A 23,741-nucleotide genomic window follows, 5' to 3' on the forward strand; every position below is an offset into this window, starting at 1 on the left:
CAAATGACAGGCGGTCAAAAAAGGGCAAATATCAAATATGGTTTGGATGTCGCTGTGGTACTAAAAGAGGATCAGGGAACAGGAAAACTCACCTATGGAAAAGTACAGAAGATCCTCACCAATTCCCCTACCCATCCCCATGGTATCAAAGTACGTTTAAATACCGGTGAAGTCGGTAGAGTCAAAGAGATCCTATGACCCTCTTCATCGATGGTGATGCTTTTCCAAATCTTCTTAAACCCATCGTCCTACGGAGTATAGAACGTCTGGCCCTAACCACCAAGGTCATAGCCAATAAAAAGATCCATATCGGTCAATCAAAACACATCGAAACCATCATCGTAGATCAGGGTGCCGATGAGGCGGATCATCATATCGTAGCGTTATGCGAGGCGGGTGATCTTGTCATCACTGCAGACATACCGCTCGCAGACAGGATCATAAGTAAAGATGCCCATGCTATAGACCATAGAGGTGAACTCTACAGTGTAGATAACATTAAACAATACCTGGCCATGAGAAACCTCATGGAAAGCATTAGAGAGAGCGGCGAGATGACAGGGGGACCCAAGGCATTTGGACCAAAAGACGCCCATGCCTTTGCAAATCAGCTCAATGCCTTTTTAGCCAAATATGTATAGGCTCTATACTTTTATGATGGTTTCAATTGTGCATCAATAGTATAACGCCAGCCGTACTGAGATATAGCTACTGAGAAACCATGACTTTTAAGTATCTCTTCTAATACACCGGGTGTGAAAAAGTTTCCGGGTTCACCCAGTATTTTTTCTACCCTGCAGATCAGTTTGCCCATAAAGGTACTGGAATCAAAATCATAGATAAAGAGTTTTCCCTCTTTCTTAAGTACACGTACGATCTCTTCTATCGATGTTTCAATATCACTGAAATGATGCAGTGCTTCACCGATGAGTATCGCTTCAAAACTATTTTCTTCAAAAGGCAGTGTTTCTGCATGGCCTTGATGTGTTTGTATATATTCAGCAGTATATTTCAACATACCCTCGGCAGGATCAACCGCTGTAAATTGAAGATCCTTTCTACATGCATAGGCAAACTCACTCATGATGCCGGTGCCTGCACCAAGGTCCAACACCGATGCAGATTCTGAAAGCGGTATTAAAAAACTGCAAAGAGACTCTCGTACTTTAGGTGGATAAATAGCTGGTCCGATGAATTTAAATATCCAACCCAAATGATTAAACGGAATCATGGATATCTCTCCTTTTTAGGTACTTTTCATCTCTATAAAACTCATATCTATGACAATTTGACATATATCCATACCAAATTATACAACTTTGTTATAATGGTCAAATAAAAACAACTATAAAGTCATAGGTATTCATTTATGAAAAAGATACTTTCAGATCTATACAGAAATTTTGTTCTTTATTTTAAACTTTACATGCTGCTATTACTGGTTCCTCTTACCTATAATTTCATTCCGGTCAATGAAGGGACCAAAACGTTCTATATCTCCTCGTCAAACATAGATGACGTAGTCAACACACTTAAAACCAACGGGTATGAAGTCACCTGGATAGATAAACTGATGTTAAAGCTCAGAAAAACACCCGAGGTTGGATGGTACAGTGTTGCACCTGCTGAACAGGGGCGACTTTTATTTTTTCAACATCTTTATCAACAAAAAACAGATGAACTGATGGATGTGGTGGTCTATGCAGGTGATACGAAGGAGGAACTTATTGCACGTCTTGCCAATGATATGAAACTGGATCAGGAAAAACTTTTAAACACCTACCATAGACTTGCCCGTTTTAAAGAAGCAGATATACTGGCTCAACGTTACACCCTTGCACGTCAAGCAGATGAAAATACAACGATGCAATATATTTTCTATAAATCCAGACAAAAATTAAACACCTTTGTAGAAGAATATTTTACAACAACACCAGAACTGATGGAACTGAGAATTGTCCATATCATCGCGTCTATCATACAAAAAGAGAGCAATTCCATAGAAGAGATGCCACTGATCTCTTCAGTGATCTATAACCGTCTTGCAAGAGGTATGAGGTTACAAATGGATGGTACGCTTAACTATGGCCCTTATGCACATACTATCGTTACCCCAGAACGCATCAAAAGTGATGAGAGTGCCTATAATACATACAAACATAAAGGCTTACCGCCATACCCCCTCAGCACGGTCACTTTAGACGCACTGAAAGCTTCGATGAAACCAAAAGAAAGTGACTATATTTTCTTTATGTTAAATGAAGATGGCTCACATAACTTTACGGTGACCTACGACGAGCATTTAGAAAATATCAGGGCCTTTAGAAAGTATCAAAAAGAGAGGGAAAAGGAGAAAGAAACAGAGTTTAAAGCCAGGCTCTGAATATAGTATGATGGCTGCCGATCATCAGAAGGGCCATACCTATGCAAAGGTATAACCCAAAAAATCTTTCTTGAAGTGGATTAAGAGATATGAACGACTATCTCACCATCGGCAACATCAAAGCTTACAGATGAACCTTCAACCACTTTATCTTCAAGTATCAGTTCTGCAAGTCTGTCCTCTACCACTTCATAGAGCGCTCTTTTTAACGGACGGGCACCATAGACAGGGTCAAAACCGGCTTCGGCAATATATGCTTTGGCATTATCTGTCAGTGTGATGGTTATATCACGTTCTGCAAGTTTACTTTGGATACCTTTAAATAAAATATCCACAATGCTCGTGATCGCATCAAGATCCAATGGATTAAAGATCACCTGATCATCCAGACGGTTAAGGAACTCCGGCTTGAAGTTTCTTTTCAGTTCATCATTTACCGCTGCCCTTCTCTCTTCCTTATCTGTGATCGTCATGATCTTGTCAGATGCAATGTTAGATGTCATAATGATGATCGTATTCTTGAAGTCGACTGTAACACCTTTGTTGTCTGTCAAACGTCCGTCATCGAGTACCTGCAAGAGTGTATTGAAGACATCCGGATGCGCCTTTTCTATCTCATCAAAGAGGACTACCGAGTAAGGTTTTCTTCTGACTGCTTCGGTCAGCTGTCCACCCTCTTCATAACCCACATATCCTGGAGGTGCACCCACAAGTCTGCTGGCAGCATGCTTCTCCATATATTCACTCATATCGATACGGATCAATGACTTCTCTGAGTCAAACAGGAATTTTGCAAGCGTTTTAGCGACCTGCGTTTTACCTACACCTGTTGGTCCAAGGAACATGAAACTACCGATAGGTCGGTTAATATCACTCAGCCCTGCTTTATTACGTTTAATGGCACGTGCGACAGCTTTGAGTGCCTCTTCCTGCCCTACCACCTCTTCTTTGAGAATACTTTCTATCGCAAGGATCTTCTCTTTTTCACCCTGCAGCATCTTGCTGACCGAGATACCTGTCCAACGGCTTACAATGCTGGCGATCATCTCTTCATCCACAGAGTTTTTAAGCAGTGTACCTTCAGACATCATCTGCGTCCACTTCTCTTCAAGACCTTTTAACTTCTCTTTTTGTGCAGGGATCTGACCATATTCGATTTCTGCAGCTTTGTTGAAGTCACCTTCTCTTTTTACATGTTCTGCCTGCGTTTTAAGCGAATCGATATTTGATTTTATCTCAGCGATCTCATTGAAGACATTTTTTTCATTGTCAAATTGATTCTGGAGCGATACACGTTTCTCTTCCAGATCTGCCAACTCTTTTTCTATCTCTTGCAGACGGGCAGTGTTTTTATCGCTCTCCTCCATTTTAAGCGCTTCTTTTTCAACCTGAAGCGTCGATATCTCACGTTTGGACTTTGAAAGGTCTGTAGGTTCCGATTCGATCTGCATCTTGAGTTCAGCTGCTGCTTCATCTATCAGGTCTATCGCTTTATCCGGCAAGAACCTATCTGTAATGTAACGGTCACTCAGTTTTGCTGAGGCAACCAAAGCAGCGTCTGTGATATTGACATTATGGTGTGCTTCCAGCTTGTCTTTGATACCTCTAAGGATCTGTAATGCTTCATTGATGCTAGGTTCATCGACTTTTACCGGCTGGAAACGTCTTTGCAGTGCCGTATCTTTTTCAAAATACTTTCTATACTCTTTAAGTGTGGTTGCACCGATCGTATGAAGCTCACCACGTGCAAGGGCCGGTTTGAGGATGTTTGCAGCATCCATACTTCCTTCACTTGCTCCCGCACCAACGATCGTATGGATCTCATCGATGAACAAGATGACATTGGCTGCCTCTTTGACTTCATCCACAATGGCTTTGAGCCTGTCCTCGAACTCACCTCTATACTTTGCTCCCGCTATGAGTCTACTCATGTCTAATGAAATGACACGCATATTTTGAAGACTAAGCGGTACTTCTTTATTGACGATCCTTTGTGCCAATCCTTCTACGATAGCCGTTTTACCTGTACCCGGTTCCCCTATAAGAATAGGGTTATTTTTCGTTTTACGTATGAGTATCTGCATCATGCGCTGTACTTCTTCATCTCTACCAATCACAGGATCAAGTTGACCATCCAGTGCCTTTTGGTTCAGATCTATACCATACTGAGCAAGTGCTTCAAGGGTTTCATCGCCACTTTGAGAGTCTATCTGTTTACCCCCTCTTATACTTTCTAAAGTCTTTTCAAATTCAGAGATATCAAGATATTTTGACATGGTATCACGGATAAAACTCTCTCCTACATTTGCCATAAGCCATGCATCTACAGCAAGATACTGGTCACCGTTCGCAGTCATTACACCTTCTGCATTTTGTAAAGTACGTACCAGGTTTTGTGAAAGTTTAATGTTCTCTTTGGTCACTGAAGAGACTGTTGGCAATTTGTTGGCTATGCTTTTTGTCTCTAATTCAATGGCTGCCTTATCAACATTCATTTTATTAAGCGCCTGGTGTAAAATAGACCCTGAATTCGTAAGCAGTGCCCATAACAAATGTATAGGTTGAACTTCCTGGTTTTTATTATGTAGTGCTAATGATACTCCCGATTCTATTGTACCTTGCATTTGGTTGGTTAATTTTTCCAGTATACTCATAGAATAACTCCTTAAAATGATTTAAATTTGAATTATTATACAACCTTTAGTCACTTCTTGTCAAGTTTATTTAATAAAATGATTTATATAGTGTTATCTATAGGATTTATCATTATAAGATACATGTTTCCCGTGTAGTGTATGTGCAAACATGTTGCAACAATTTGAGATCGATCTATAGGAATTCTGATATTTCAGAAATTTTTTCAAAGTAAATTACGTTATGATATCCCTATGAATTACACAATTGCTTCAGAATTTACCGTTCTCATTGATGCTATAGAATCCCACTTAGTGGGTAAAAAAGAGACGATCGCTTTATCCTTGGCGACTTTTTTTGCAGGCGGGCATCTCCTTTTGGAAGATATCCCCGGTGTGGGTAAAACCACGTTGGCAAAACATCTATCCCAGGTCCTGGGACTTGACTTTGGACGTATACAGTTCACCTCTGATATGCTCCCTTCGGACATACTCGGGGTCAACTACTACAACCAGAAAGAAGGTGCTTTTATCTTTAAAAAAGGGCCTATCTTTACCTCTTTTCTTTTGGCTGATGAGATCAACCGTTCCATGCCTAAAACACAGTCTGCCCTGCTTCAGGCTATGGAAGAAGGGTCCATCAGTATAGACGGAACACTTCATGCACTGCCCATGCCTTTCTTTGTTATTGGCACTCAAAATCCTCATGAGGAGGCAGGTACTTTTCCTTTACCGACCTCCCAACTGGATCGTTTTATGTGCTCATTCGGCATTGGCTATCCTGACAGAGACTCAGAAAGAGAGATCCTTAAAGGTGAAAGAGGACACAGTTCCACTCTATCAGATTCCCTATTGACACCCCAGAAGATAGAAGGTTACATGAAACAGGCTTCGGAGGTCACACTGAGTGAAACCCTGCTTGATTTTCTTCAGGAGATCATCGCTTATACGAGAGAGAGTGGACTGTTCGAGTATGGACTTTCTACACGTGGGGCATTGTCTTTGACCGCCATGGCCAAATCCTGGGCCATGCTGCAGGGCCGTACTTACGCAACAGCTGATGACCTTCAGGCGGTCACTTCTGTCGTCTGCTCACACCGCCTGCAGTTTAAAGAAGGTCCCACCACAGCCAAACGTATCCATCATGAAATCTTTACGCACGTTCGCTCAGATATATAAACGCATAGACCAGCATGCTACACGATACAGTATCGTTGTAGTGGTTTTGCTTTTCGGGCTTTTTTTAGAAGCCTATATGCATGATTTCAATCTCGTATATATTACGCTTTTCTTTGTATTTTCTCTTGCATTTTCCGCAGGACCCATAGGCATTTTAAATCTTGGGCACCTTGAAGCCTCTTATATACGTTCAGGACGTCTGTTTGCACATCAGGAAGGTCATCTTTCTATGCAGATACAGAATAATTCAGCGAACACATCATGGTCTGTCATCCTCCGCCATGAAAATACTTCTATACCATTGGGGCCGCTTAAGGGTGACACATCAACGATCGTGCAGCTGCCCGTACTACCCGATAAACGCGGCACTTTCACCCATAAAGGCTGTTACCTGGAAAGTAAGTATCCTCTCTCTACAGTACGTTTGGTCATGAAAATAAAGGATGCGTATAACGCCATAGTCTATCCTGAGCCCAAAGGCATCTCCCTGCATTCCTTTTTACAACAGGAAGAGAACTTTTACGGGGAAGAGAAGGAGTTTGACGGATTGCGTGTCTATGATGGGTCACAGAAACTTTCCCATATCCACTGGGCATCGGTGGCAAAAGGCGAGATATCGGTCAAGGTCTTCAGTAAAGAGACACAGACACCCAAACTGGTTTTCAATTTTTACACAGCTGCAGTCAATGATGAATCGCGTTTATCACAGCTCTGTTTATGGGTACTCGAGTGTGAAAAACAGAACCTGCCTTTCATGATACAGATGCCAAACAGAGTCTTACATTCAACAAAGGAGCGTACAGATGTTATCCTTGAAACACTTGCAAGATACTAAACTCTCCTCTTTAGCGCTTTTAGACACTGCCTACATCATCGTGCTGTTGCCGTTGATGCTTATACTCAAAATACCGATGTTGCTCTTCTCTTTCATGGTGCTGTTGTTGCTCTTCTTCAAGAAAACACCTGCAGATAAATATCTAATACTTTTTGTCTTTTTGATGGGAGTTTTAGCACTCTACCTGTCATTGTATGGTCTCTTCTCATTCAGGGGCCTTTCACGGTTAAAACTTTTTCTCGAGTTACTCGTTTATGTCTTGATCATCGTGGTTTCCATGCAAAGACTGACAAGAGAGATCAACTTTTACCTGCTCCTCTCCCCTATGTTGTTCCTGGCTTTGTCCTTGTTTTTCTTTCATAGCATTCTCATGCTCTCCTATGTCATCGTTGAAATCTTCTTTCTACTTTGGCTGCTGCTGGCACAACGAATGGATGGCGATATGATAGAGAGCTTCCGTGCAGGCATGGTCATGTTCATGTATTCTCTACCCTGGGTGGTTGTACTTTTTATCTTCTTTCCTCGTATCTCATTTGATCATGCAGACTATGGATTTAAAGGTGAAAATATACAGCGTATGGGACATGACGGCACCATGTTCCTGGATTCCAAGGCTCTGCTGGTCCCTTCAGACCGTATCGTCATGGAAGTGGGTTTTGATAAAGAGATCCCCTCGTCTGACAAACTCTATTTCAGAGGAAGTATGCTTTATGTGGATAAAAAAGACCATTGGGAACCACTTCCCTCCTATATCAAAAGGGAAAACAGAACCGATGATCCTATAGAGGGAGAAACAGTAGACTATAAAGTGACTTTATATCCTACACAAAAACACTGGATCTATCTGTTAGATATGCCAGTACGTGCAGTCAACGATTCGGAGATGGACAGAGATCTCATAAGTACCGTTGAAAAGCCTATCAAATCCCCACTGCATTATGCTGCACGTTCTGCATTAAGTCCTACATTGCATGATAATTTAGATCAAGTTACGCTTGATGCCTCAACACATTTTGATCCAACACGCAATCCCAGAACGTACCAGGAAGCACAAAAAATAAAAAAACGATTTGAAGATCCTGAAAAACGAGCTTCTGCTCTTGTAAAGTTTTTTCAAAAACAGTCATTGACCTACAGTTTAAAACCCAAGGCACTTGATATCAATAACACAGCAGACAGTTTTTTATTTGACCAGCGTTTGGGCTACTGTGTACATTTTGCATCTTCTTTCGTAACCATGGCCCGTATGTCAGGCATACCTTCCCGGATCGTTACAGGATATAGAGCAGACAAAGCCAACAGCCTGAAGAACTATCTTCCTGTCAAAGAACGTGATGCTCATGCCTGGGCTGAACTTTATCTCGATGGGCACTGGGTGAGATTTGAAACGACCAGTACCGCATCATCGATAGATGTGGAATCAGCCCAACTATTAGGTACGAATACCCGTGAAAAAAATAAGACATTCATGGAAAGTGCGAATCTCTATCTCATGTATGTCAAATATCAGGTAGAGACATGGATACTCTACTACAGTCATATCCGTCAACTTCAACTGATCCAATACGCCAAAGATAATCCAAGATTTGTCTTACTTTTTGTACTCTCTTTGCTGGCCCTGGTTTTGATCACTTTCAGCATCACTGTGTATTTCCGCCGTCCCCGCTGTACACATAAAATACTTTGTATCATTGAACCACTTGTAAAGAAGCTCAAAAAAGAAGGGTATATCAGAGAAAAAAATGAAACCATGCACCAATACTTCTTGAGATATATGAAAGATCATCCGGACAATAGTGCACTAAAAGAGGTGGATAGATATTATGAAGCCATCTCTTATGGAGGTGACACTTCAGCCGCTGCACTGAAACAATTGAAACGTGTGGTCAAGAAGAGTGTATCTCCTTAGTTGGTCATACCACTTTTAAAAATGGTTAACCTTCCTTATGTATAGTAATACAGAGCGTTCAAAGCAACCTCTTAGATGTTTTTAAATAAAATTATAAACCAATTCTCATAGGGAGACACGACCTTAATGATTAAGAAAAGCAAAAAAGTTATTGTTGCGGGACTTGTAACCACTTTAAGTGTGGCATACATGTTCGGATCATTTGCTCAAGCCAAAGATACTGCTGCAAAAACACATGCACCCTCTACAGCAAAAGAAAAGCTCGAGGCCTACATCAAGTTTACACAAATTCTTAATGTCATTGAGAGTCAATATGTAGATGATGTCAATACAACAGACCTTGTAGATAAAGCACTCAAAGGACTGATGGTCAATCTCGATTCCCACTCTTCTTTCATGGATACCAAAGAGTTCAAAGACCTCTCCGTACAGACAAAAGGTGAATTTGGTGGTCTAGGGATCTCCATAGGTATGAAAGACGGTGCACTGACCGTGATCGCCCCTATCAGTGACACACCTGCAGATAAAGCGGGGATCAAAGCCGGTGATATTATTTTGAAGATCAATGACACAGCAACTATCGGCATGAGTATCGATGAGTCTGTAAAACTGATGAGAGGGAAGCCTAAAACCTCTTTGGTCTTAACGATCATCCGTAAAGGGGAAACCAAACCTCTCGAAGTGAAGATCACCAGAGATATCATTAAAATTCAGTCTGTTTATGCAAAGACCATAGAAGATAATATACTCTATCTTCATGTCACTTCTTTTGATCAGAAAGTGGTTGAGGGTGTGAAAGACGCTATCAATACACACAAAAATACCAAGGGTATCATCCTGGATCTAAGAAATAATCCCGGTGGTCTTCTTGACCAGGCTGTCGGACTTGCAGACCTTTTTGTTGATGAGGGCGTTATCGTCAGTCAAAAAGGAAAAGTGACCAGCGAAAATATAGAGTATAAAGCAACCAAACAAGGTACAGATAAAGAGACACCACTGGTCATTCTTATCAATGGAGGATCTGCATCTGCTTCCGAGATCGTATCTGGGGCACTTCAGGATCTTAACCGTTCTGTGCTTGTGGGAGAAAAGACATTTGGAAAAGGCTCTGTACAAGTAGTTATGCCTGTAGGTGAGGATGAGGCTTTAAAGCTTACTGTTGCACGTTACTATCTTCCAAGCGGACGTACCATACAAGCAGTGGGTGTTACCCCTGACATTACTGTACCGCTTGGGAAAATTGATTTCATAGAAGATGCTGTCATGCTGAAAGAAAAAGATCTCAAAAAGCACTTACAGAACGAGCTCGCCAAGATAGACCATGACACGACCAAGTCATCGACAGACAAGGAAAATACAGAAAACAATGCAACCGAGATAGATGATACGATCATCACTGAAGATCAGGTCTATAATGATCTGCAACTTAAAAGTGCTGTAGACATCTTGAAAGCTTTGATTATCACAAATAAAGGAAAAATATAATGCCAAAGACTGAACTTTTGTATGAAGGTAAGGCAAAGAAAATCTGGAAAACAGAAGATGACAATCTTCTTATCTCTGAGTTTAAAGATAGCCTGACTGCATTTAATGGTGAAAAAAAATCATCAGAAGAAGGCAAAGGTGCCCTTAACAACCAAATATCAACAGAACTCTTCAAATATCTGGATGAAAAAGGTATCCCTACCCACTATGTAGATACGATCGATGAGAATAACATGCTGCATAAGGCTGCCGAAGTGATCAAGATCGAAGTGATCGTAAGAAATATTGCTACAGGAAGTCTCAGTAAGAACCTTGGCATTAAAGACAAAACAGTACTTCCTTTCACGCTGGTTGAATTTGACTATAAGAATGATGCTCTTGGAGATCCTAAATTAAACGACCAACACTGTCTTATTTTGAATTTGGTCAATGATGCGTCCGAACTTGATTATATCCGTTTCATGGCAAGAAGGATCAATACACTGCTTGTTGAATTCTATGCGGGTCTTGACATTAAAGTGGTAGACTTCAAGATCGAATTCGGTAGAGATAAAAATGGCAATATCATCCTTATCGATGAGCTCAGCCCGGACAACTTTAGACTATGGGATACCCATACTGACGAAAAACTCGACAAAGACAGATTTAGACAAGGTTTAGGCGGACTCACTGAAGCCTACAGACAAGTATTAGACAGAATTAAAAACAGATAAGGAATAGTAATGACAGCAGTAGTAAATGTATTTTTAAAAGAGGGTGTTTTAGATCCACAAGGTAAAGCAGCGCACCATGCGCTTGACTCTTTAGGTTTTGCCGGAGTATCTGATGTGCGTATCGGTAAACAGATCATCATCCAACTTGACACTGAAGATAGAGCGGCAGCTGAAACTGAAGTAAAAGAGATGTGTGAGACACTTCTTGCCAATACTGTCATTGAAGACTATACAATAGAGATAAACTAATATGAAAGTAGCAGTATTAAGATTTCCGGGAACAAACTGCGAGTTTGATACGCAGTATGCTTTTGAAAAGCTAGGACATGCCACAGAGCTGGTATGGCATGAAAGTGAACAACTTCCAGAAGAGATCGATCTTGTAGTTGTACCTGGTGGATTCTCTTACGGTGATTATCTGCGTTCAGGGTCTATCGCCAGATTTTCACCTGTGATGAAAGCCGTGTCAGCGTATGCAGAGGCCGGTGGTAAAGTACTTGGTATCTGTAATGGTTTCCAGATCCTTACAGAAGCGGGACTGCTTCCTGGTGCATTGAAACGCAACAACAATCTTCACTTCATCTCCAAACACCAATCGCTTTGTGTCATCAACAATGACAATGCATTTTTAAATAAATGTGAGAAAGGTGAAGTGTTGAACATCCCTATCGCTCATGCCGACGGAAACTATTATATTGATGAGGAAGGATTTAAAAAGCTTGAAAGCAACGGACAGATACTTCTTCGTTATTCAGATGAAAAAGGTAATCCTGTAGTGGTCAACGGTTCTGTGACCTCTATTGCCGGTGTATGTAACGAAGCCAAAAATGTATTTGGTCTTATGCCTCACCCTGAGCGTGCTTTAGAAGCGATACTTGGAAGTGAAGACGGTATACGTATGCTTCAAGGTTTTGAAGCATAATGCAACACTTTCGTTCTGTATGGCTCGTTGTAGCACTGCTATTCACCTATACTGCCCAACTCAGCGCACAGAACGAATTTAAATATAGTTATATGCCCAAAAAGGTATATGAAAACCAACTCTTCCCGGTAACCATTATCGCACCCGGTGAAGAAACTGAAAGTAAACGTCAATTCATTTTTGACAGATCAAGTAAAATACAGCCTCTTTTCAACGAACCGCTTACCATTCACAATGGTCCCGATAGTTTCTATACTTTCTATTTTAAAGCTTCAAATGCAGATATACGTATTCCCAGACTCTTCATCTCTTCTGAAAGCGGTGAGCACTCACTTGGACCCAATACGGTCCGTATAGAGTCTCTTGAACCACATGAAGGGTTCTGTCACGTACTTGCAGCCGATATGAAGGTAAAAAATTCGCAAGTCTCAAACTATGATGAGAAAAGCCATATAGTCACTCTCTCCATAGAAGCCTTTGAAGCCAACCTTGAAGATATGAAACTGGACAATGTGAAGGAGTCCGGCATAGAGAATGTCAAACGTGATTTTGCAAAAGTAGAGGCTGAATTTTACGTGGTGCTTCCTGTAGAAGAAAAACTGCTTAAATTTACCTATTTTAACACGATCAAAAGACAGTATGAATTTTTGGAAGTTCCTGTGGAAGTGGTGGATGCTTCGGTGACGACTCAGTCTGACCTGAATCCTAAGGAAGACAGCTTTGAAAAACTGAAAAAGTATACATTCATGTCTTTGGTCGGTTTCTTTTTTATCATGTTTTTATTTAGAAGAGATTTCTTCTATCTTGTTTTTGGTGTTGTTTCTCTTATCACCCTTCTGACGTTTTATATTCCCCATAAAAAAATATGTGTAAAACAGGGTGCCTCTCTTTATATTTTACCGACACAGACCAGTACTGTCAGTACGAAGATAGACCAGGAGCTTGACACTATGCTGTTGAGTGAACGCGAAGGCTTTAAAAAAGTGGAATACAAAGAAGGTATCATAGGATGGGTCAAAAATGAAGATCTTTGCGACCATTAGGTTTTACTGGGGTGCGTTTGTCATCTCTTTTAATACCGCTGTTTTTATGATACCTGCATTAATGTTGTTCGGTAAGTACAAAAGTACCATTGTACATCACATCAACCGTTTGACGCTTTTTATGATGGGTGGCAGACTGGCCCAGGAAGGCACGATGGACGCCAGTGCAGATATGTATGTCATGAACCACCAGGGGATCGTCGATATCATCGGTCTTGAAGCTTTACAGAACAACCATCTGCGCTGGGTTGCGAAGAAAGAGCTTTTTGAGACACCCTGGTTCGGCAATCTTTTACGTCACGGAGAGATGATCTCTCTTGACCGTCAAAATAAAGCCGGTTTGATAAAACTCATCAAAGATGTACAAGAGTCCAAAGAGGTCTATCATCGTCCTGTAGCGATATTCCCTGAAGGTACAAGAACCGACAAACAGCCTTTACTTCCTTTTAAACAAGGCACAAAGCTCATAGCCGAGAAGCTGGGGTTACGTATACAGCCCATCGTTATTACAGGCAGCAAATGGGTCTTGAATGAACATATCCGAACAGCCCACAGCGGCACCGTAAAATATACTTTTTTACCTAGTTTTACTGTAGAGAGTAATGACAAAGAGTGGTTTGATACACTCAGAGAGAACATGCAAAAGGTTATTGATGATGAGTATAGCAACAATCATTGCAGTCGCTAGCGGCGGTGCCATAGGGGCAACACTGAGACTCCTTATCAACGGAGCGGTCAATAAACATTTTATACATGCCCTTCCCTTAGGGACATTGGCAGTGAATTTCATAGGAAGTATGATCATAGGTATGCTTTTTGCTTATTTCCATATGAACACTTCACTGTCACCTCATGTAAAAACGTTTTTAGTGACAGGTATACTCGGTGCATTGACCACCTACTCTACCTTCGCTATAGAGAGCTTCTTTTTACTTGAAGCAGGACATTACCTACATGCCTTTGCCAACATGGCGCTTAACCTTTTTGGTACCATACTGCTTGCAGGTATCGGGTACCTTCTCATACTACAAATTTCAAAATAGGAAAAACATTGTCTACACTAAACGAAGAGATAGAAAAACACATTAAAAAGCTTGTACACCCGCTTAAAGATCCAGAAGAGCTGCTAGAAGTACTCAAGGTCAAACTGACCAAAAAAGAGTTCAAACTCCTAAGATCATGGGCAGAAGAAGTACCACAAAAAGAGATAATGACTGAGCTCAATCTTGATGAAGAGCGTTACGGTGAACTTTCCACAAAGCTCATCAAAAAGCTCAATCAGGAAAAGATCAAACAGGCAATGTGCCTCTAATCTACAAGATCAAAAACAAAGAGCACGCATTATAGAACATGTGAAGAAAGATACTGGCACCTATGTGTCCGTACTGCTCTTTGAAATACCCAAAGACCAAAGACGGTATAAATACCAGCATTGCCCATAACGGTGCATGGTGTACAAAGTGCATCGCAACAAAGAGCAGTGATGTCACAATGTTCGCTACCGATAGATACAAGAAAGATGGATACTGTTTTGTCTTCGCAGCGATAAACTCCTGGATCACCCCACGAAAAGCCAACTCCTCCACTACCGGATAAAATACGATCAAAAAGAACAGAGATGTAACATCGAAGTGCAAGAGATCAACATTAAAGATTTGGTGTTGAAATAGACTATTATGAAGAAGGACAAATAGCGGAGCAGCCAGGACAGCCGCTCCCAATTGTATATGTGTTTTATTCACAGGGAAGATTATTTGATAAATCTTCTTCTGAACGGATAGAGAAGTCCAAGTGCCATCATCACAAGGAACATCATATCGAAGTTTTTGCTGTCAGGGTTGTAAGTACAACCACCACCGCCACCGCTGCTAACAACCGTTGTAGTTGGTGCTGGAACTAGCTCCGGAGGCAATATAGGATCACCATTTGCATCAATATAGCTTGGAGCTGTCTGATCAGCTGCTACACGAGGTGTAATACGGATAGTAAACTTTCCATCGATATCTTGATTATTTCCAACATTCACTATATAATTCAATCCCAAGTTAAGGGTATCTTCGATCACACCGATTGAATATTGGGAACCTTCTTCATTTATATTCATAGCATCTAACTCTTCTGCTGTAGGTTCAGCCCAGTTATCAGCCTGTCCTTTATGCCATGCAGGAGCTGTACCTTCAGCTGCATCTGGTGCAGTACCCCAAAATGCTACAAGGTCAGCATCTGTTAACGGATCAGAGTCATGATCATAGAAGATACCGTACGGTGCCCATTTTGATGGCAACCACATGCCAAAGAGAGCTTCATAATTACTTCCCAGAGTTGTAGGGCCTCCTACAAGCGTTGGTGTATTATGTCCTGCTCTATCTACGACAAAACCTGCTCTTTTACTGTCAAAAAATCCATCAGTTGGGAAATGTTTATCTTTTGGACCCCATAAACCATGAGAAAAGTTTGCCATGTCTGGTTCATCCCAAATATCTTCCGGAGTTCCTGTAGTATTATTTTCAAGAAGGCCTATAGAAAGTGTAAGATTATCATCTGCAGTTCCATCAGCTTTTATGACTTCTATCTTGTATCCATCCAGCCTCATACCCGTATAGTTGTTTATCTTGGAGAATACCTGGTATCTAGTATTTACATTGCTAAGATCTTCAGTATCAAGATTAAAAACCAGGTCGATAGGCTGACCATAACGAGTGGTCGTATTGTAATTTGCGACCGAAGTTGACTGCATATTGACCTTGAAACGTTTGTGCGTCTGGAATGGACTTGAACAAATTACAGGTAACGGATCAGTATCATTAAGAAAATGACTCGCGCTATCATTTAAATCTTCTCCAATATATGATGTATTTATTATACAGTTTTCAGGTTTTCCATTACTAACGTTCACATCACCATTGATGACCTTTATACCTGCCGGTTCACCCACTGGCCAATCTTTACCGTGCAGTAGACCTCTTATTTCCCCACCTGTACTGATTTCAGATTCAAAAGACATACCAATTGACATCTCTGAATATTCACCCGTTGTTTTATTAAAATCGGTACCATCAAGAGCAGTACTAAAGTCATCTATACTTACAATTTTGACATTAACGTTATCCAAATTCCATCCGCCAAAACCAAATTGTGTACTTGGTACGATCACAGTATTCTTATAATCACTTATGTCTGCATCAGTTTTTATCAAACCGGCATACGCACTCGAGCCCAACAGCATTGCTGCGATCAAACTTGTTTTTACCATATTTGTTTTCATTTCCACTTCCTTTTGATTTTATGATCTAATAAATCATACCTATAATATAACATAAATCATATTAGTTGTGCATCACCCCAAAGGGTGATATTTCCTAAAACAGCATATTGAAACTGATGAGTAAGTCCCTGTAGTCCTCGATGCCCGCTTTGGACGGCTTCGCCCAGCTGTGTTCTACGGAAAGCTTCATAGGCAGGTAGTACTTGAACGAGTAGTCCATACCCACCGTGATGGCGTTGTCTATATCTTTTACATCGACCTTCTTCAGCTCTCCCTTCCCGCCATCCGCATAATCATAATGATCATCCAAAGTAAGATAAGCGAGTTTCACCCCGAAATCCGGAGTAAGATTCACTTGACCGCCTACGGAAAAGGCTTCATTGTCCAGATTGTCAAGCTCTCTGGATGTCCCCGCGCCTATACCTGTGTAGGACACTTCGTTCTTAAAGACCTTGCTCATTGTCAACGTCACTTCTTTGTCTCCAATGTACCCTTCGACCATAAGATCCATCCCGTACGTTTCACGTTCGACGCGAAGCGCACTCAGATCAGATGTTGTCTCTCCCCCCGCGATCGCAAATCCGCCCAGGATAAGATTGTACGCGCCTACAGGATACTCGTATGCCAGTCTGAATATAGGAAGCAGGTTGCTCGTGAGTTCGAGTTGGTTGTTGTCCTGCCCCTGCGCATACATACCCACTGTCGCGAATACATGGTCACCGTCCGCCAATGCACCGTCTTTGTCAAAGTAGGCTTGAAGCCCTGTTGCAGCTCCGCTGCCTATCTCCGTCGCCTGAATGGCATTTGAAAGTCTTCTGATGTCGAACGTTCTGAACGGTTTGTAGAGACCGGAGTTGTAGATCTCCATACCCGAGAAGGGACCGAAGTCTGCCGTAGAGTAGGCAGACAGACCTATGTAGCCGTCTTCGATCTCATCTGCATACACCGCTTTTCCCGAAATGGCATTGTCCCTCTGGGATTTATAGGAGAGGTTAAGAAGCGCACCGAAATCTTCTGTTACCCTTCCCCCCACAAACAATGAAGCCGTTCTGGGAACAGACAAAATACCGTCATTGGTTTCAGTGTTGTCACTCACATTCCCTGATGCACCCGGCTTTTTATCTGTTTTTTCATAGATGGACTTGAACATCACTGACGGATTGATGTCCGAACCGCTGCTGTTCTCATCTGTGAACTTTTGGCTGATGGTCATCCCTGACGCCATGAACTTTCTACCGAACTTGTTAAGTCTTTCTATATGTTGCATGTGACAGGCCTTACAGTCCATGCCCGTCTGCGTAGCAAATGCAGGCAAAGCCTTCACTTCACTGGTCAGACCTACAAGTGCCAGCAGCCCGACTGCTACAGTACTCTTTGCATTCATTTTCATCATCTTTTATCCTCCCTTTCAAATAAAACGGTTATAAAGCCATAATGTTTTATTGTAGCGTGCAATCAATATTTTTTGAATGAATAACCATCTGATTTAGCATAATAACACTATAATTAAGTAAGAAGTTAGAAAATAAGGAACCTACAATGTTAAGAAAAACAGGATTATTACTTTTTACAGCAAGCTTTCTTTCTGCCTCACCCATACAAACGATCTATGTGCAGAAATGTGCAAGCTGCCACGGTACCAGCGGGGATATAAAGACGATGGGCAGATCCAAAGCGATCAATGGCATGTCGGTTGAAAGCATAGAAAAAGCGATGATTGAGATCGCATCTGGAGAAAGGAAGTCCATTGGTTTTGTTAAAAGTACAAAAGAAGCGTTTATCAAAAAACACAGCAAAGAGGAACTTGATGAACTAGCCGCCTATATCCATAGCCTACAATAGGGAAATGAACTGTATGGTTTCCAACAAGCTGTAATATTTGTATGGTAGAATAACCTATAAAAAATTTTGAAAGTGCTAGCAAATGTACACCATAGACGACCATGAGATCCTGCACAGGATCATAGAACTCCAGTCATGTATCATCCACGGCAGGAACATCAAACCGCTGCTGCATCAGCATACTGATTTTTATCTTGAAAAATCGGGTGCGGATATCATCACCGTATATATGCATCATAATGAACAGGTTCAGGTAGATTACGTACTTGAAAGACACAGACACTTTGCGCATCTCCTGAAGAAATACGCTTTCGATAAAAAGCACTTTAAGTGGAAAAAATTTGCAGCCACTTTCAGGAAACATTTTTCTTCCAAAATACATTACTATAAAATCACCGAACTTTGTAAGGTCTTCAATGCTTTTTTATCTGAAAAGAAAGCGGCTGACTTTAGGGATGAGCTCAAGATGAAACAGGCCATTATGATGCCGGTATTTGCCTATGACAACAAAGAGACCATCGGATATATCTGTTTTTTCTTCCAGTCTGATGTTGAAGCAAACATCAAAAAGCTCCAAGCGGTCAAAACTGCATTTCAGATCATACTGCAACCGCTTTATAACAGTGAAAACCATACATTTTTTACCAAATGTGTGCGTATAGATGAAAAGCTGGAACAGCTTACACCGAAGGAAAAGAAGATCATATATTATGTACGGGAAGGTGCATCGTATCCTGAAGCCGCTGCAGCAGTGCAGATATCTGTCAATACCCTTAAGACACATATGAAGAACATCTTCAGTAAGTATAATGTCAATTCAAAGATCGAGCTCTATCACAAGTTGAACGGGAATAATAGCAGATACGGTAAAACAAGAGAGTGATCTGGAGGACGGGTATTTATACAAATACCCGCGGGTAGAATATTGTTTAAATGGCCGTTGTTTTAGCGACGACCGCTACCACCACCTCTTTGTCCACCCAAGGATCCTGTATTTGATCTATTTGGATTTGCACCTTTGTACTCATACTGTTTTTGATAGTTATATTTGTATTGGTTTTTTTCACCACTGCCGTCTTTTACTCTTTTTTGATACTCTTTCTGAAGTTTCTGTTCCATTCTAAGATGTTGCTGTAAACTCTCTTCTGCAGCAAATAAAGAAGGTGTGGCCAAAAGTGCTACAGCACCCAGTGTCAATAAAGTTTTTTTCATGGAAGATCCTTTGAATGTAATATTATGTGTTACATGCAAAGTATAAAATAAGAGTGTGAAGCATCTATGAAGGAAAAGAGGTCTATCTTCGACCTCCTCCGCCACCGTTACCTGAACCGCCGCCCATGGATCCAGCACCCAAAGAGCCACCCATGCCTGCATTTCCATATCCGCTCATGAGGTTACCCTGTGCCGAACCGTCATTGAATTTGAATTTGAATCTTGATCTGTTGTCATAGTCATAACTTTCTGATCTGTTCTTGTCCTCAGCTTTATTTCCTGATCCTATACCATTCGATTTATATTCATCTTTAAAAACAAAGCGTGTCTTCTTTTTAGACGCTTCTTTCTGAGGCTCAGGTTTGCTCAGTGCTTTCTTCTGCCCTGCTTCTTGAAGGATATTACCTAATCCTTTCTGCTCTGCATGAAGTGACATGGTGCCAAATATACAAAGTGTAGGAAGTATATATTTACATCTCATCATTAGCACCTTTCTTGATTTTTATTTAATTATAGTAGAAAAGTATGAAAAGAGTATGAACTACACGTTTCCTGAGTATGCTATAATCATAGTAAATATCAGGAGTATCGATGAAAATTTTATTATTGGAAGATGATATAGGTTTGGCAGATATCATGTCAGAGTACCTTGAAGACAATGATTTTGAACTGGATCTTGTCTATGATGGAGAAGAAGCACTCGATAAAGCCTATGAGACACAGTATGACCTCTATATCTTCGATGTCAATGTACCTGCGATCAAAGGTTTTGATCTATTGAAAATACTGCGGGACAATGGTGATGCGACCCCTACCATATTTGTGACATCTCTCAATGACATAGAGGATGTGTCCAAAGGCTTTGAAAGCGGTGCAGATGATTATCTCAAGAAGCCTTTTGAACTTGCCGAACTTCTTTTGCGTATTAAAAATATCCAGAAGCGTTCTTTTGCTCAAAAACGTTCTAACATGATCCAGATAGATAAGGATATCACTTTTGATATAGATACAGAATTACTTCATACAGAGGGAGAGAGTGTTTCCCTGCCGCAAAAAGAACTGAAACTGCTCAAACACTTTTTGAAGCATCCCAATGAGGTCGTCACCTTTGAAAGTCTGTATGATGTACTATGGGACTACGATGAAACCGCCTCAGCTGAATCTTTAAGAGCGCATATAAAAAACCTCAGAAAACACCTGACCAAAGATATGATACAGAACCTTAGAGGTCTGGGTTACAGGTTTGAAATGGAAACTTCAGACTGATGAAGGCCAGTACCAAAAGTGTCATTATTTTCATGGTGGTCTACCTGGGATCTCTCAGTATTTTAGCCACATGGGTGGGATACCTTTATTATATGGATCAAAAGAATGCTTTGATCGATAAGATGCATTTGGAAATGCGATACAAAGCAAGAAGTATCAATGCACAATTGGAATACTACCACATGAACAAAAGTGAGCAGTTCACGTTTTATGAAGAGGGGTATGGTATCGCACTCTATGATAACAAAAGCGAACTCATCGCTTCCACATTCATGGATGACATTGATTTTTCCAAACTATTTTATGCGGACAACGATGAATACTATCTTATAGAGACACTCAATAAGGAATACCTTGACGTAAAATACATAGTGATCAAAAAGCCTCTTGATACAGATCAATTAAATGAGATCATTGAACAGATCGGTCTCATAGCTTTTTATGGGTTTGTTTTTATACTTTTTGTTGCACTGCTATTGGCAAAGATCATGTTGTCCCCTATCAAAAGATCCATAGCCTCTCTCACAAAATTCATGAAAGATGCCACCCATGAGATGAATACGCCCATCAGTACGATACTCATGAGCTACGAACATATGGACAAACACAATCTCGACAAGAAACAGCTTCGTTCACTGGATCGTATAGATATAGCAACCAAAACCCTCTCCGGTCTTTACCGGGACCTCTCTTTTGCTTCTTTCCATGACTATATAGAGTATGAAGACACACCCATAGATGTCAAAGAGGTGATCCTTGAAAGAATCAAATATATGGATACACTGATACAGTTCAAAGGCTTAAAGGTCAATACTGCATTAAAATCCAAGACGATCCATATGGATAAACGCAAGCTCATATTGCTTATAGACAACCTTCTGTCAAATGCGATAAAGTTCTCCAGAAAAAACGGTGAGATCCAAGTGAATTTGACCGAGCAGTACTTTTCTGTAAAAGACAATGGTATCGGTATTTCAAAAGAAGATCAGAAAAGTATCTTTGATCGTTTTAAATCCACGAACAGTTTACATGGCGGATTTGGTGTGGGGCTTGATATAGTGAATCAGATCTGTAAAGAGTACCATATAAAGATCGAACTGGAATCAGAGCCTTCTAAAGGAAGTACATTTAGATTAGTGTGGTCAGAACAGAAATCTAAATCATAAGATGTAAGTAGTTGTTGTTATAAGTGTAAATGTTGTTTAATCAGGTTGCTTTTATCCAAAAGGTATGTGGCATTACTTGTTGATAACCCTGATTTTGAACAGGCAACATCAAATAGTTCATTATTATTTAAAAGTCTGATCAATACGTTTAGTTTAATCATTTTAGATATATTTATTGTGTCTATTGACATATTTTCTCCTTGTATTTTATTTCATTGGTTGCGGAAGATGGATTTGAACCAACGACCTTTGGGTTATGAGCCCAACGAGCTACCAGACTGCTCTATTCCGCGCTAAAATAGGTATGTGTAAATGGGATAAATCTAAAAAAAGAAGGTGATTTCGAAGATTCTCTAAACTATGGACAGATCAATCTGTCCATCGATGGTCTTAAAGACCAGTCACGTTTTCTGCCTGCGGGCCTTTTTGACCTTCACCGATCTCAAAAGTCACTTTTTGACCTTCATTAAGAGAAACACGGTCGTAACCATTGCTATTGATTTGACGATAGTGTACAAATACATCTTTACCACCATTTTCCTGTTCGATAAAACCGAAACCTTTTTCACTGTTGAACCATTTTACGGTTCCGTTTACTTGAGTTGCCATTGCAATTCCTTTAGTTGTTAATACATATCATTACTGAAATGTTCAAAATATAATGTGGAGTGTTCTATTGGGAGGATAATACTGTAAACTGTAAGTAAGCAATAAAAATCATGCCTAAGATGAAACTCTAAATCATCTTTGATATATTCATTATAGCTGAATCATTTAATAATAGCAAGGCTTTTTCTTTACATCAGCTACCCTGTCTCACCGAGGCCTACTGGCATACTTACTCTACTTTACGTCCTGCATAGTAGTTGATCTTCCATCCGTCCTTTTCTTTTGAAAAGTACAGTTTCTTCATTTTTCCATCTTCTGTATAGTCGATGGTCTGTCTATTTTCACCATTCCAAGATACAGACTTTATATCTATTTTAGGGGAGTTTCTTCTGTCGATCAGATCATAAGAGAGCTTGTTTTCAACCTCTGCCAATGCATCTTCATCGTGTTCTATCTTTTTAAGTTGTGACTTGAACTCCTGGTCACGCAGTGCCAACCTTAAACCGAATGTTTCCAGAGTCATAATATATGACCCCTCTGTCATCAACTCTTTGACCGTACCAAGATCCCCACTATACAATGATGTATAGTAGAGAGCCAGTACATCACTGGGCTCTAACAATGAAAAAGTCCTGCTACTGTTTATGGGCATAATGGATTATGCTCTTTCGATCGCTGTTTGAAATGCATCAAGGTGACTTAAACTACCCTCTTTAAGGCTTTCAAATACAGCTACAACATCTTCCGGCATACCTTCAGCCGCATGTTCCAGATCTTCTATGTCCGTGTATTCGATCATTTCACCGATCTTAAGTGCATCAAGAAGTGATTTTTCACCTTCACCCACACAGGTATCATAGAGCTCTTGCAGTACAGGCAATACAAAGCTTCCCACAGCATCTTCATCTACCCCAGAAGTATCTACAGCATATTTTTCACACAGCTCTTTTGCAGAGTCCATATGTCTCTGTTCTGATAACTGAATAGAAGCAAAGGTATTTTCATCTGTATAAATATTACCTAGTGTCATATATACATCTCTGGCTACTTTTTCTTCCTGGTATATATAGAAAAGCATATCTTTTTGATCTTCAGTAAGCACCACAGTAGTATCTATAGTCTCTTTCTTTGCATAGGCTGAAGATGAAAGCAATGTGACTCCACTTGCACCTGCAACCAGCATTTTAGTTAAAAAACTTCTTCTGTCTTTAATATTATTTGTATTCATGTTAATCCTTTTAGAATATGTATTAATTACGAATGAAGTATAAAATAGAAG

The 23,741-nt window shown here is 40.5% G+C and carries 28 protein-coding genes and 1 tRNA gene; 18 read left to right on the top strand and 11 right to left on the bottom strand.

Features of this window, described 5'->3' with window-relative positions; all coding sequences use genetic code 11:
* The first annotated feature begins 3 nt into the window (after nt 1–3).
* Together LDM98_RS03040 and LDM98_RS03045 are read left to right on the top strand one after the other, a co-directional pair.
* Complete coding sequence (locus tag LDM98_RS03040) at nt 4–198, top strand: YwbE family protein (RefSeq protein ID WP_223897867.1); 195 nt, start codon at nt 4–6, stop codon at nt 196–198.
* Entirely contained in the window at nt 195–641 is a 447-nt protein-coding gene (locus LDM98_RS03045; RefSeq protein ID WP_223897868.1) for a YaiI/YqxD family protein, read from the top strand. The genes LDM98_RS03040 and LDM98_RS03045 overlap by 4 nt, the downstream gene beginning before the upstream one ends.
* Before the next feature lie 11 nt (nt 642–652).
* Here LDM98_RS03045 and LDM98_RS03050 read toward each other — a convergent pair whose 3' ends face one another.
* On the bottom strand, nt 653–1,231 hold the full coding sequence (locus tag LDM98_RS03050; protein WP_223897869.1) for a class I SAM-dependent methyltransferase: 579 nt from the start codon (nt 1,229–1,231) through the stop codon (nt 653–655).
* A gap of 138 nt (nt 1,232–1,369) precedes the next feature.
* Here LDM98_RS03050 and mltG point away from each other — a divergent pair, with 138 nt between their 5' ends.
* Nucleotides 1,370–2,383: an endolytic transglycosylase MltG gene (mltG, locus tag LDM98_RS03055; protein WP_223897870.1), complete on the top strand. Its 1,014-nt coding sequence runs from the start codon at nt 1,370–1,372 to the stop codon at nt 2,381–2,383.
* 80 nt (nt 2,384–2,463) lie between these two features.
* On the opposite strand, the gene LDM98_RS03060 is transcribed toward mltG, so the two are convergent.
* A complete protein-coding gene (locus tag LDM98_RS03060; RefSeq protein WP_223897871.1) occupies nt 2,464–5,037 on the bottom strand; it encodes an ATP-dependent Clp protease ATP-binding subunit in 2,574 nt (857 codons plus the stop codon).
* A gap of 234 nt (nt 5,038–5,271) precedes the next feature.
* On the opposite strand from LDM98_RS03060, the gene LDM98_RS03065 reads away from it, so the two are divergent.
* The 11 genes from LDM98_RS03065 to LDM98_RS03115 all read left to right on the top strand — a co-directional run bounded on the left by LDM98_RS03065 (nt 5,272) and on the right by LDM98_RS03115 (nt 14,414).
* Nucleotides 5,272–6,195, top strand: a complete 924-nt coding sequence (locus LDM98_RS03065; RefSeq protein WP_223897872.1) for a MoxR family ATPase — start codon at nt 5,272–5,274, stop codon at nt 6,193–6,195.
* Nucleotides 6,161–7,030 carry a DUF58 domain-containing protein gene (locus LDM98_RS03070; RefSeq protein WP_223897873.1) on the top strand — a complete coding sequence of 290 codons (870 nt, stop codon included), beginning with the start codon at nt 6,161–6,163 and terminating at the stop codon, nt 7,028–7,030. The genes LDM98_RS03065 and LDM98_RS03070 overlap by 35 nt, the downstream gene beginning before the upstream one ends.
* Nucleotides 6,999–8,939: a DUF3488 and transglutaminase-like domain-containing protein gene (locus LDM98_RS03075; RefSeq protein WP_223897874.1), complete on the top strand. Its 1,941-nt coding sequence runs from the start codon at nt 6,999–7,001 to the stop codon at nt 8,937–8,939. Before LDM98_RS03070 ends, LDM98_RS03075 begins: the two co-directional genes overlap by 32 nt.
* A 126-nt stretch (nt 8,940–9,065) precedes the next feature.
* A complete protein-coding gene (locus LDM98_RS03080; RefSeq protein WP_223897875.1) occupies nt 9,066–10,424 on the top strand; it encodes a S41 family peptidase in 1,359 nt (452 codons plus the stop codon).
* Nucleotides 10,424–11,137 (top strand): phosphoribosylaminoimidazolesuccinocarboxamide synthase, encoded by a 714-nt coding sequence (gene purC / locus LDM98_RS03085; protein ID WP_223897876.1) that lies wholly within the window; start codon nt 10,424–10,426, stop codon nt 11,135–11,137. Before LDM98_RS03080 ends, purC begins: the two co-directional genes overlap by 1 nt.
* A 9-nt stretch (nt 11,138–11,146) precedes the next feature.
* Nucleotides 11,147–11,386 (top strand): phosphoribosylformylglycinamidine synthase subunit PurS, encoded by a 240-nt coding sequence (gene purS / locus LDM98_RS03090; RefSeq protein WP_223897877.1) that lies wholly within the window; start codon nt 11,147–11,149, stop codon nt 11,384–11,386.
* 1 nt (nt 11,387) lies between these two features.
* The gene (purQ, locus tag LDM98_RS03095) at nt 11,388–12,059 is read left to right on the top strand and encodes a phosphoribosylformylglycinamidine synthase subunit PurQ (protein ID WP_223897878.1); all 672 of its coding nucleotides are present in this window, start codon (nt 11,388–11,390) and stop codon (nt 12,057–12,059) included.
* The gene (locus LDM98_RS03100) at nt 12,059–13,102 is read left to right on the top strand and encodes a hypothetical protein (protein ID WP_223897879.1); all 1,044 of its coding nucleotides are present in this window, start codon (nt 12,059–12,061) and stop codon (nt 13,100–13,102) included. The genes purQ and LDM98_RS03100 overlap by 1 nt, the downstream gene beginning before the upstream one ends.
* Nucleotides 13,080–13,790 carry a 1-acyl-sn-glycerol-3-phosphate acyltransferase gene (locus LDM98_RS03105; RefSeq protein ID WP_223897880.1) on the top strand — a complete coding sequence of 237 codons (711 nt, stop codon included), beginning with the start codon at nt 13,080–13,082 and terminating at the stop codon, nt 13,788–13,790. Before LDM98_RS03100 ends, LDM98_RS03105 begins: the two co-directional genes overlap by 23 nt.
* Nucleotides 13,756–14,145 carry a fluoride efflux transporter CrcB gene (crcB, locus tag LDM98_RS03110; RefSeq protein WP_223897881.1) on the top strand — a complete coding sequence of 130 codons (390 nt, stop codon included), beginning with the start codon at nt 13,756–13,758 and terminating at the stop codon, nt 14,143–14,145. Before LDM98_RS03105 ends, crcB begins: the two co-directional genes overlap by 35 nt.
* A gap of 8 nt (nt 14,146–14,153) precedes the next feature.
* The gene (locus tag LDM98_RS03115) at nt 14,154–14,414 is read left to right on the top strand and encodes a hypothetical protein (protein WP_223897882.1); all 261 of its coding nucleotides are present in this window, start codon (nt 14,154–14,156) and stop codon (nt 14,412–14,414) included.
* Between the two features lies 1 nt (nt 14,415).
* On the opposite strand, the gene mrtJ is transcribed toward LDM98_RS03115, so the two are convergent.
* From mrtJ to LDM98_RS03130, 3 genes are all read right to left on the bottom strand, one after another.
* Nucleotides 14,416–14,844: a JDVT-CTERM system glutamic-type intramembrane protease gene (gene mrtJ, locus LDM98_RS03120; protein ID WP_223897883.1), complete on the bottom strand. Its 429-nt coding sequence runs from the start codon at nt 14,842–14,844 to the stop codon at nt 14,416–14,418.
* An 8-nt stretch (nt 14,845–14,852) separates the two neighbouring features.
* Complete coding sequence (locus tag LDM98_RS03125; RefSeq protein WP_223897884.1) at nt 14,853–16,367, bottom strand: choice-of-anchor F family protein; 1,515 nt, start codon at nt 16,365–16,367, stop codon at nt 14,853–14,855.
* Nucleotides 16,368–16,461: 94 nt separating this feature from the next.
* The gene (locus LDM98_RS03130; protein ID WP_223897885.1) at nt 16,462–17,760 is read right to left on the bottom strand and encodes a hypothetical protein; all 1,299 of its coding nucleotides are present in this window, start codon (nt 17,758–17,760) and stop codon (nt 16,462–16,464) included.
* A gap of 146 nt (nt 17,761–17,906) precedes the next feature.
* Between LDM98_RS03130 and LDM98_RS03135 the strand changes: the two genes are divergently transcribed.
* Together LDM98_RS03135 and LDM98_RS03140 are read left to right on the top strand one after the other, a co-directional pair.
* Nucleotides 17,907–18,209: a c-type cytochrome gene (locus LDM98_RS03135; RefSeq protein ID WP_223897886.1), complete on the top strand. Its 303-nt coding sequence runs from the start codon at nt 17,907–17,909 to the stop codon at nt 18,207–18,209.
* Between the two features lie 82 nt (nt 18,210–18,291).
* Nucleotides 18,292–19,092, top strand: a complete 801-nt coding sequence (locus LDM98_RS03140; protein ID WP_223897887.1) for a helix-turn-helix transcriptional regulator — start codon at nt 18,292–18,294, stop codon at nt 19,090–19,092.
* 62 nt (nt 19,093–19,154) lie between these two features.
* On the opposite strand, the gene LDM98_RS03145 is transcribed toward LDM98_RS03140, so the two are convergent.
* Both LDM98_RS03145 and LDM98_RS03150 read right to left on the bottom strand, forming a co-directional pair.
* Nucleotides 19,155–19,421, bottom strand: a complete 267-nt coding sequence (locus LDM98_RS03145; protein WP_223897888.1) for a hypothetical protein — start codon at nt 19,419–19,421, stop codon at nt 19,155–19,157.
* Between the two features lie 82 nt (nt 19,422–19,503).
* Nucleotides 19,504–19,902 (bottom strand): hypothetical protein, encoded by a 399-nt coding sequence (locus tag LDM98_RS03150; protein WP_223897889.1) that lies wholly within the window; start codon nt 19,900–19,902, stop codon nt 19,504–19,506.
* Nucleotides 19,903–20,012: 110 nt separating this feature from the next.
* Between LDM98_RS03150 and LDM98_RS03155 the strand changes: the two genes are divergently transcribed.
* Together LDM98_RS03155 and LDM98_RS03160 are read left to right on the top strand one after the other, a co-directional pair.
* Complete coding sequence (locus tag LDM98_RS03155) at nt 20,013–20,687, top strand: response regulator transcription factor (RefSeq protein ID WP_223897890.1); 675 nt, start codon at nt 20,013–20,015, stop codon at nt 20,685–20,687.
* Nucleotides 20,687–21,853, top strand: coding sequence for a HAMP domain-containing sensor histidine kinase (locus LDM98_RS03160; RefSeq protein ID WP_223897891.1), 1,167 nt, complete (start codon nt 20,687–20,689; stop codon nt 21,851–21,853). The genes LDM98_RS03155 and LDM98_RS03160 overlap by 1 nt, the downstream gene beginning before the upstream one ends.
* A 216-nt stretch (nt 21,854–22,069) precedes the next feature.
* Here LDM98_RS03160 and LDM98_RS03165 read toward each other — a convergent pair.
* The 4 genes from LDM98_RS03165 to LDM98_RS03180 form a co-directional block, all read right to left on the bottom strand.
* Nucleotides 22,070–22,146, bottom strand: a tRNA-Met gene (locus tag LDM98_RS03165).
* A gap of 97 nt (nt 22,147–22,243) precedes the next feature.
* Complete coding sequence (locus LDM98_RS03170; RefSeq protein WP_223897892.1) at nt 22,244–22,462, bottom strand: cold-shock protein; 219 nt, start codon at nt 22,460–22,462, stop codon at nt 22,244–22,246.
* A gap of 229 nt (nt 22,463–22,691) precedes the next feature.
* Nucleotides 22,692–23,084, bottom strand: a complete 393-nt coding sequence (locus tag LDM98_RS03175; RefSeq protein WP_223897893.1) for a hypothetical protein — start codon at nt 23,082–23,084, stop codon at nt 22,692–22,694.
* Nucleotides 23,085–23,120: 36 nt separating this feature from the next.
* Nucleotides 23,121–23,690, bottom strand: coding sequence for a DUF2202 domain-containing protein (locus LDM98_RS03180; protein WP_223897894.1), 570 nt, complete (start codon nt 23,688–23,690; stop codon nt 23,121–23,123).
* Nucleotides 23,691–23,741: the final 51 nt, after the last annotated feature.

It is taken from the genome of Sulfurovum sp. TSL1, from assembly GCF_019972135.1.
In the GTDB taxonomy this organism is placed as follows: Bacteria; Campylobacterota; Campylobacteria; order Campylobacterales; family Sulfurovaceae; genus Sulfurovum.

Coding starts and splice junctions, on each gene's coding strand:
- LDM98_RS03040 (WP_223897867.1), top strand. CDS start 4: ATGACAGGCGGTCAAAAAAGGGCAAATATCAAATATGGTTTGGATGTC.
- LDM98_RS03045 (WP_223897868.1), top strand. CDS start 195: ATGACCCTCTTCATCGATGGTGATGCTTTTCCAAATCTTCTTAAACCC.
- LDM98_RS03050 (WP_223897869.1), bottom strand. CDS start 1,231: ATGATTCCGTTTAATCATTTGGGTTGGATATTTAAATTCATCGGACCA.
- mltG (WP_223897870.1), top strand. CDS start 1,370: ATGAAAAAGATACTTTCAGATCTATACAGAAATTTTGTTCTTTATTTT.
- LDM98_RS03060 (WP_223897871.1), bottom strand. CDS start 5,037: ATGAGTATACTGGAAAAATTAACCAACCAAATGCAAGGTACAATAGAA.
- LDM98_RS03065 (WP_223897872.1), top strand. CDS start 5,272: ATGAATTACACAATTGCTTCAGAATTTACCGTTCTCATTGATGCTATA.
- LDM98_RS03070 (WP_223897873.1), top strand. CDS start 6,161: ATGAAATCTTTACGCACGTTCGCTCAGATATATAAACGCATAGACCAG.
- LDM98_RS03075 (WP_223897874.1), top strand. CDS start 6,999: ATGTTATCCTTGAAACACTTGCAAGATACTAAACTCTCCTCTTTAGCG.
- LDM98_RS03080 (WP_223897875.1), top strand. CDS start 9,066: ATGATTAAGAAAAGCAAAAAAGTTATTGTTGCGGGACTTGTAACCACT.
- purC (WP_223897876.1), top strand. CDS start 10,424: ATGCCAAAGACTGAACTTTTGTATGAAGGTAAGGCAAAGAAAATCTGG.
- purS (WP_223897877.1), top strand. CDS start 11,147: ATGACAGCAGTAGTAAATGTATTTTTAAAAGAGGGTGTTTTAGATCCA.
- purQ (WP_223897878.1), top strand. CDS start 11,388: ATGAAAGTAGCAGTATTAAGATTTCCGGGAACAAACTGCGAGTTTGAT.
- LDM98_RS03100 (WP_223897879.1), top strand. CDS start 12,059: ATGCAACACTTTCGTTCTGTATGGCTCGTTGTAGCACTGCTATTCACC.
- LDM98_RS03105 (WP_223897880.1), top strand. CDS start 13,080: ATGAAGATCTTTGCGACCATTAGGTTTTACTGGGGTGCGTTTGTCATC.
- crcB (WP_223897881.1), top strand. CDS start 13,756: ATGATGAGTATAGCAACAATCATTGCAGTCGCTAGCGGCGGTGCCATA.
- LDM98_RS03125 (WP_223897884.1), bottom strand. CDS start 16,367: ATGAAAACAAATATGGTAAAAACAAGTTTGATCGCAGCAATGCTGTTG.
- LDM98_RS03130 (WP_223897885.1), bottom strand. CDS start 17,760: ATGATGAAAATGAATGCAAAGAGTACTGTAGCAGTCGGGCTGCTGGCA.
- LDM98_RS03135 (WP_223897886.1), top strand. CDS start 17,907: ATGTTAAGAAAAACAGGATTATTACTTTTTACAGCAAGCTTTCTTTCT.
- LDM98_RS03140 (WP_223897887.1), top strand. CDS start 18,292: ATGTACACCATAGACGACCATGAGATCCTGCACAGGATCATAGAACTC.
- LDM98_RS03145 (WP_223897888.1), bottom strand. CDS start 19,421: ATGAAAAAAACTTTATTGACACTGGGTGCTGTAGCACTTTTGGCCACA.
- LDM98_RS03150 (WP_223897889.1), bottom strand. CDS start 19,902: ATGAGATGTAAATATATACTTCCTACACTTTGTATATTTGGCACCATG.
- LDM98_RS03155 (WP_223897890.1), top strand. CDS start 20,013: ATGAAAATTTTATTATTGGAAGATGATATAGGTTTGGCAGATATCATG.
- LDM98_RS03160 (WP_223897891.1), top strand. CDS start 20,687: ATGAAGGCCAGTACCAAAAGTGTCATTATTTTCATGGTGGTCTACCTG.
- LDM98_RS03170 (WP_223897892.1), bottom strand. CDS start 22,462: ATGGCAACTCAAGTAAACGGAACCGTAAAATGGTTCAACAGTGAAAAA.
- LDM98_RS03180 (WP_223897894.1), bottom strand. CDS start 23,690: ATGAATACAAATAATATTAAAGACAGAAGAAGTTTTTTAACTAAAATG.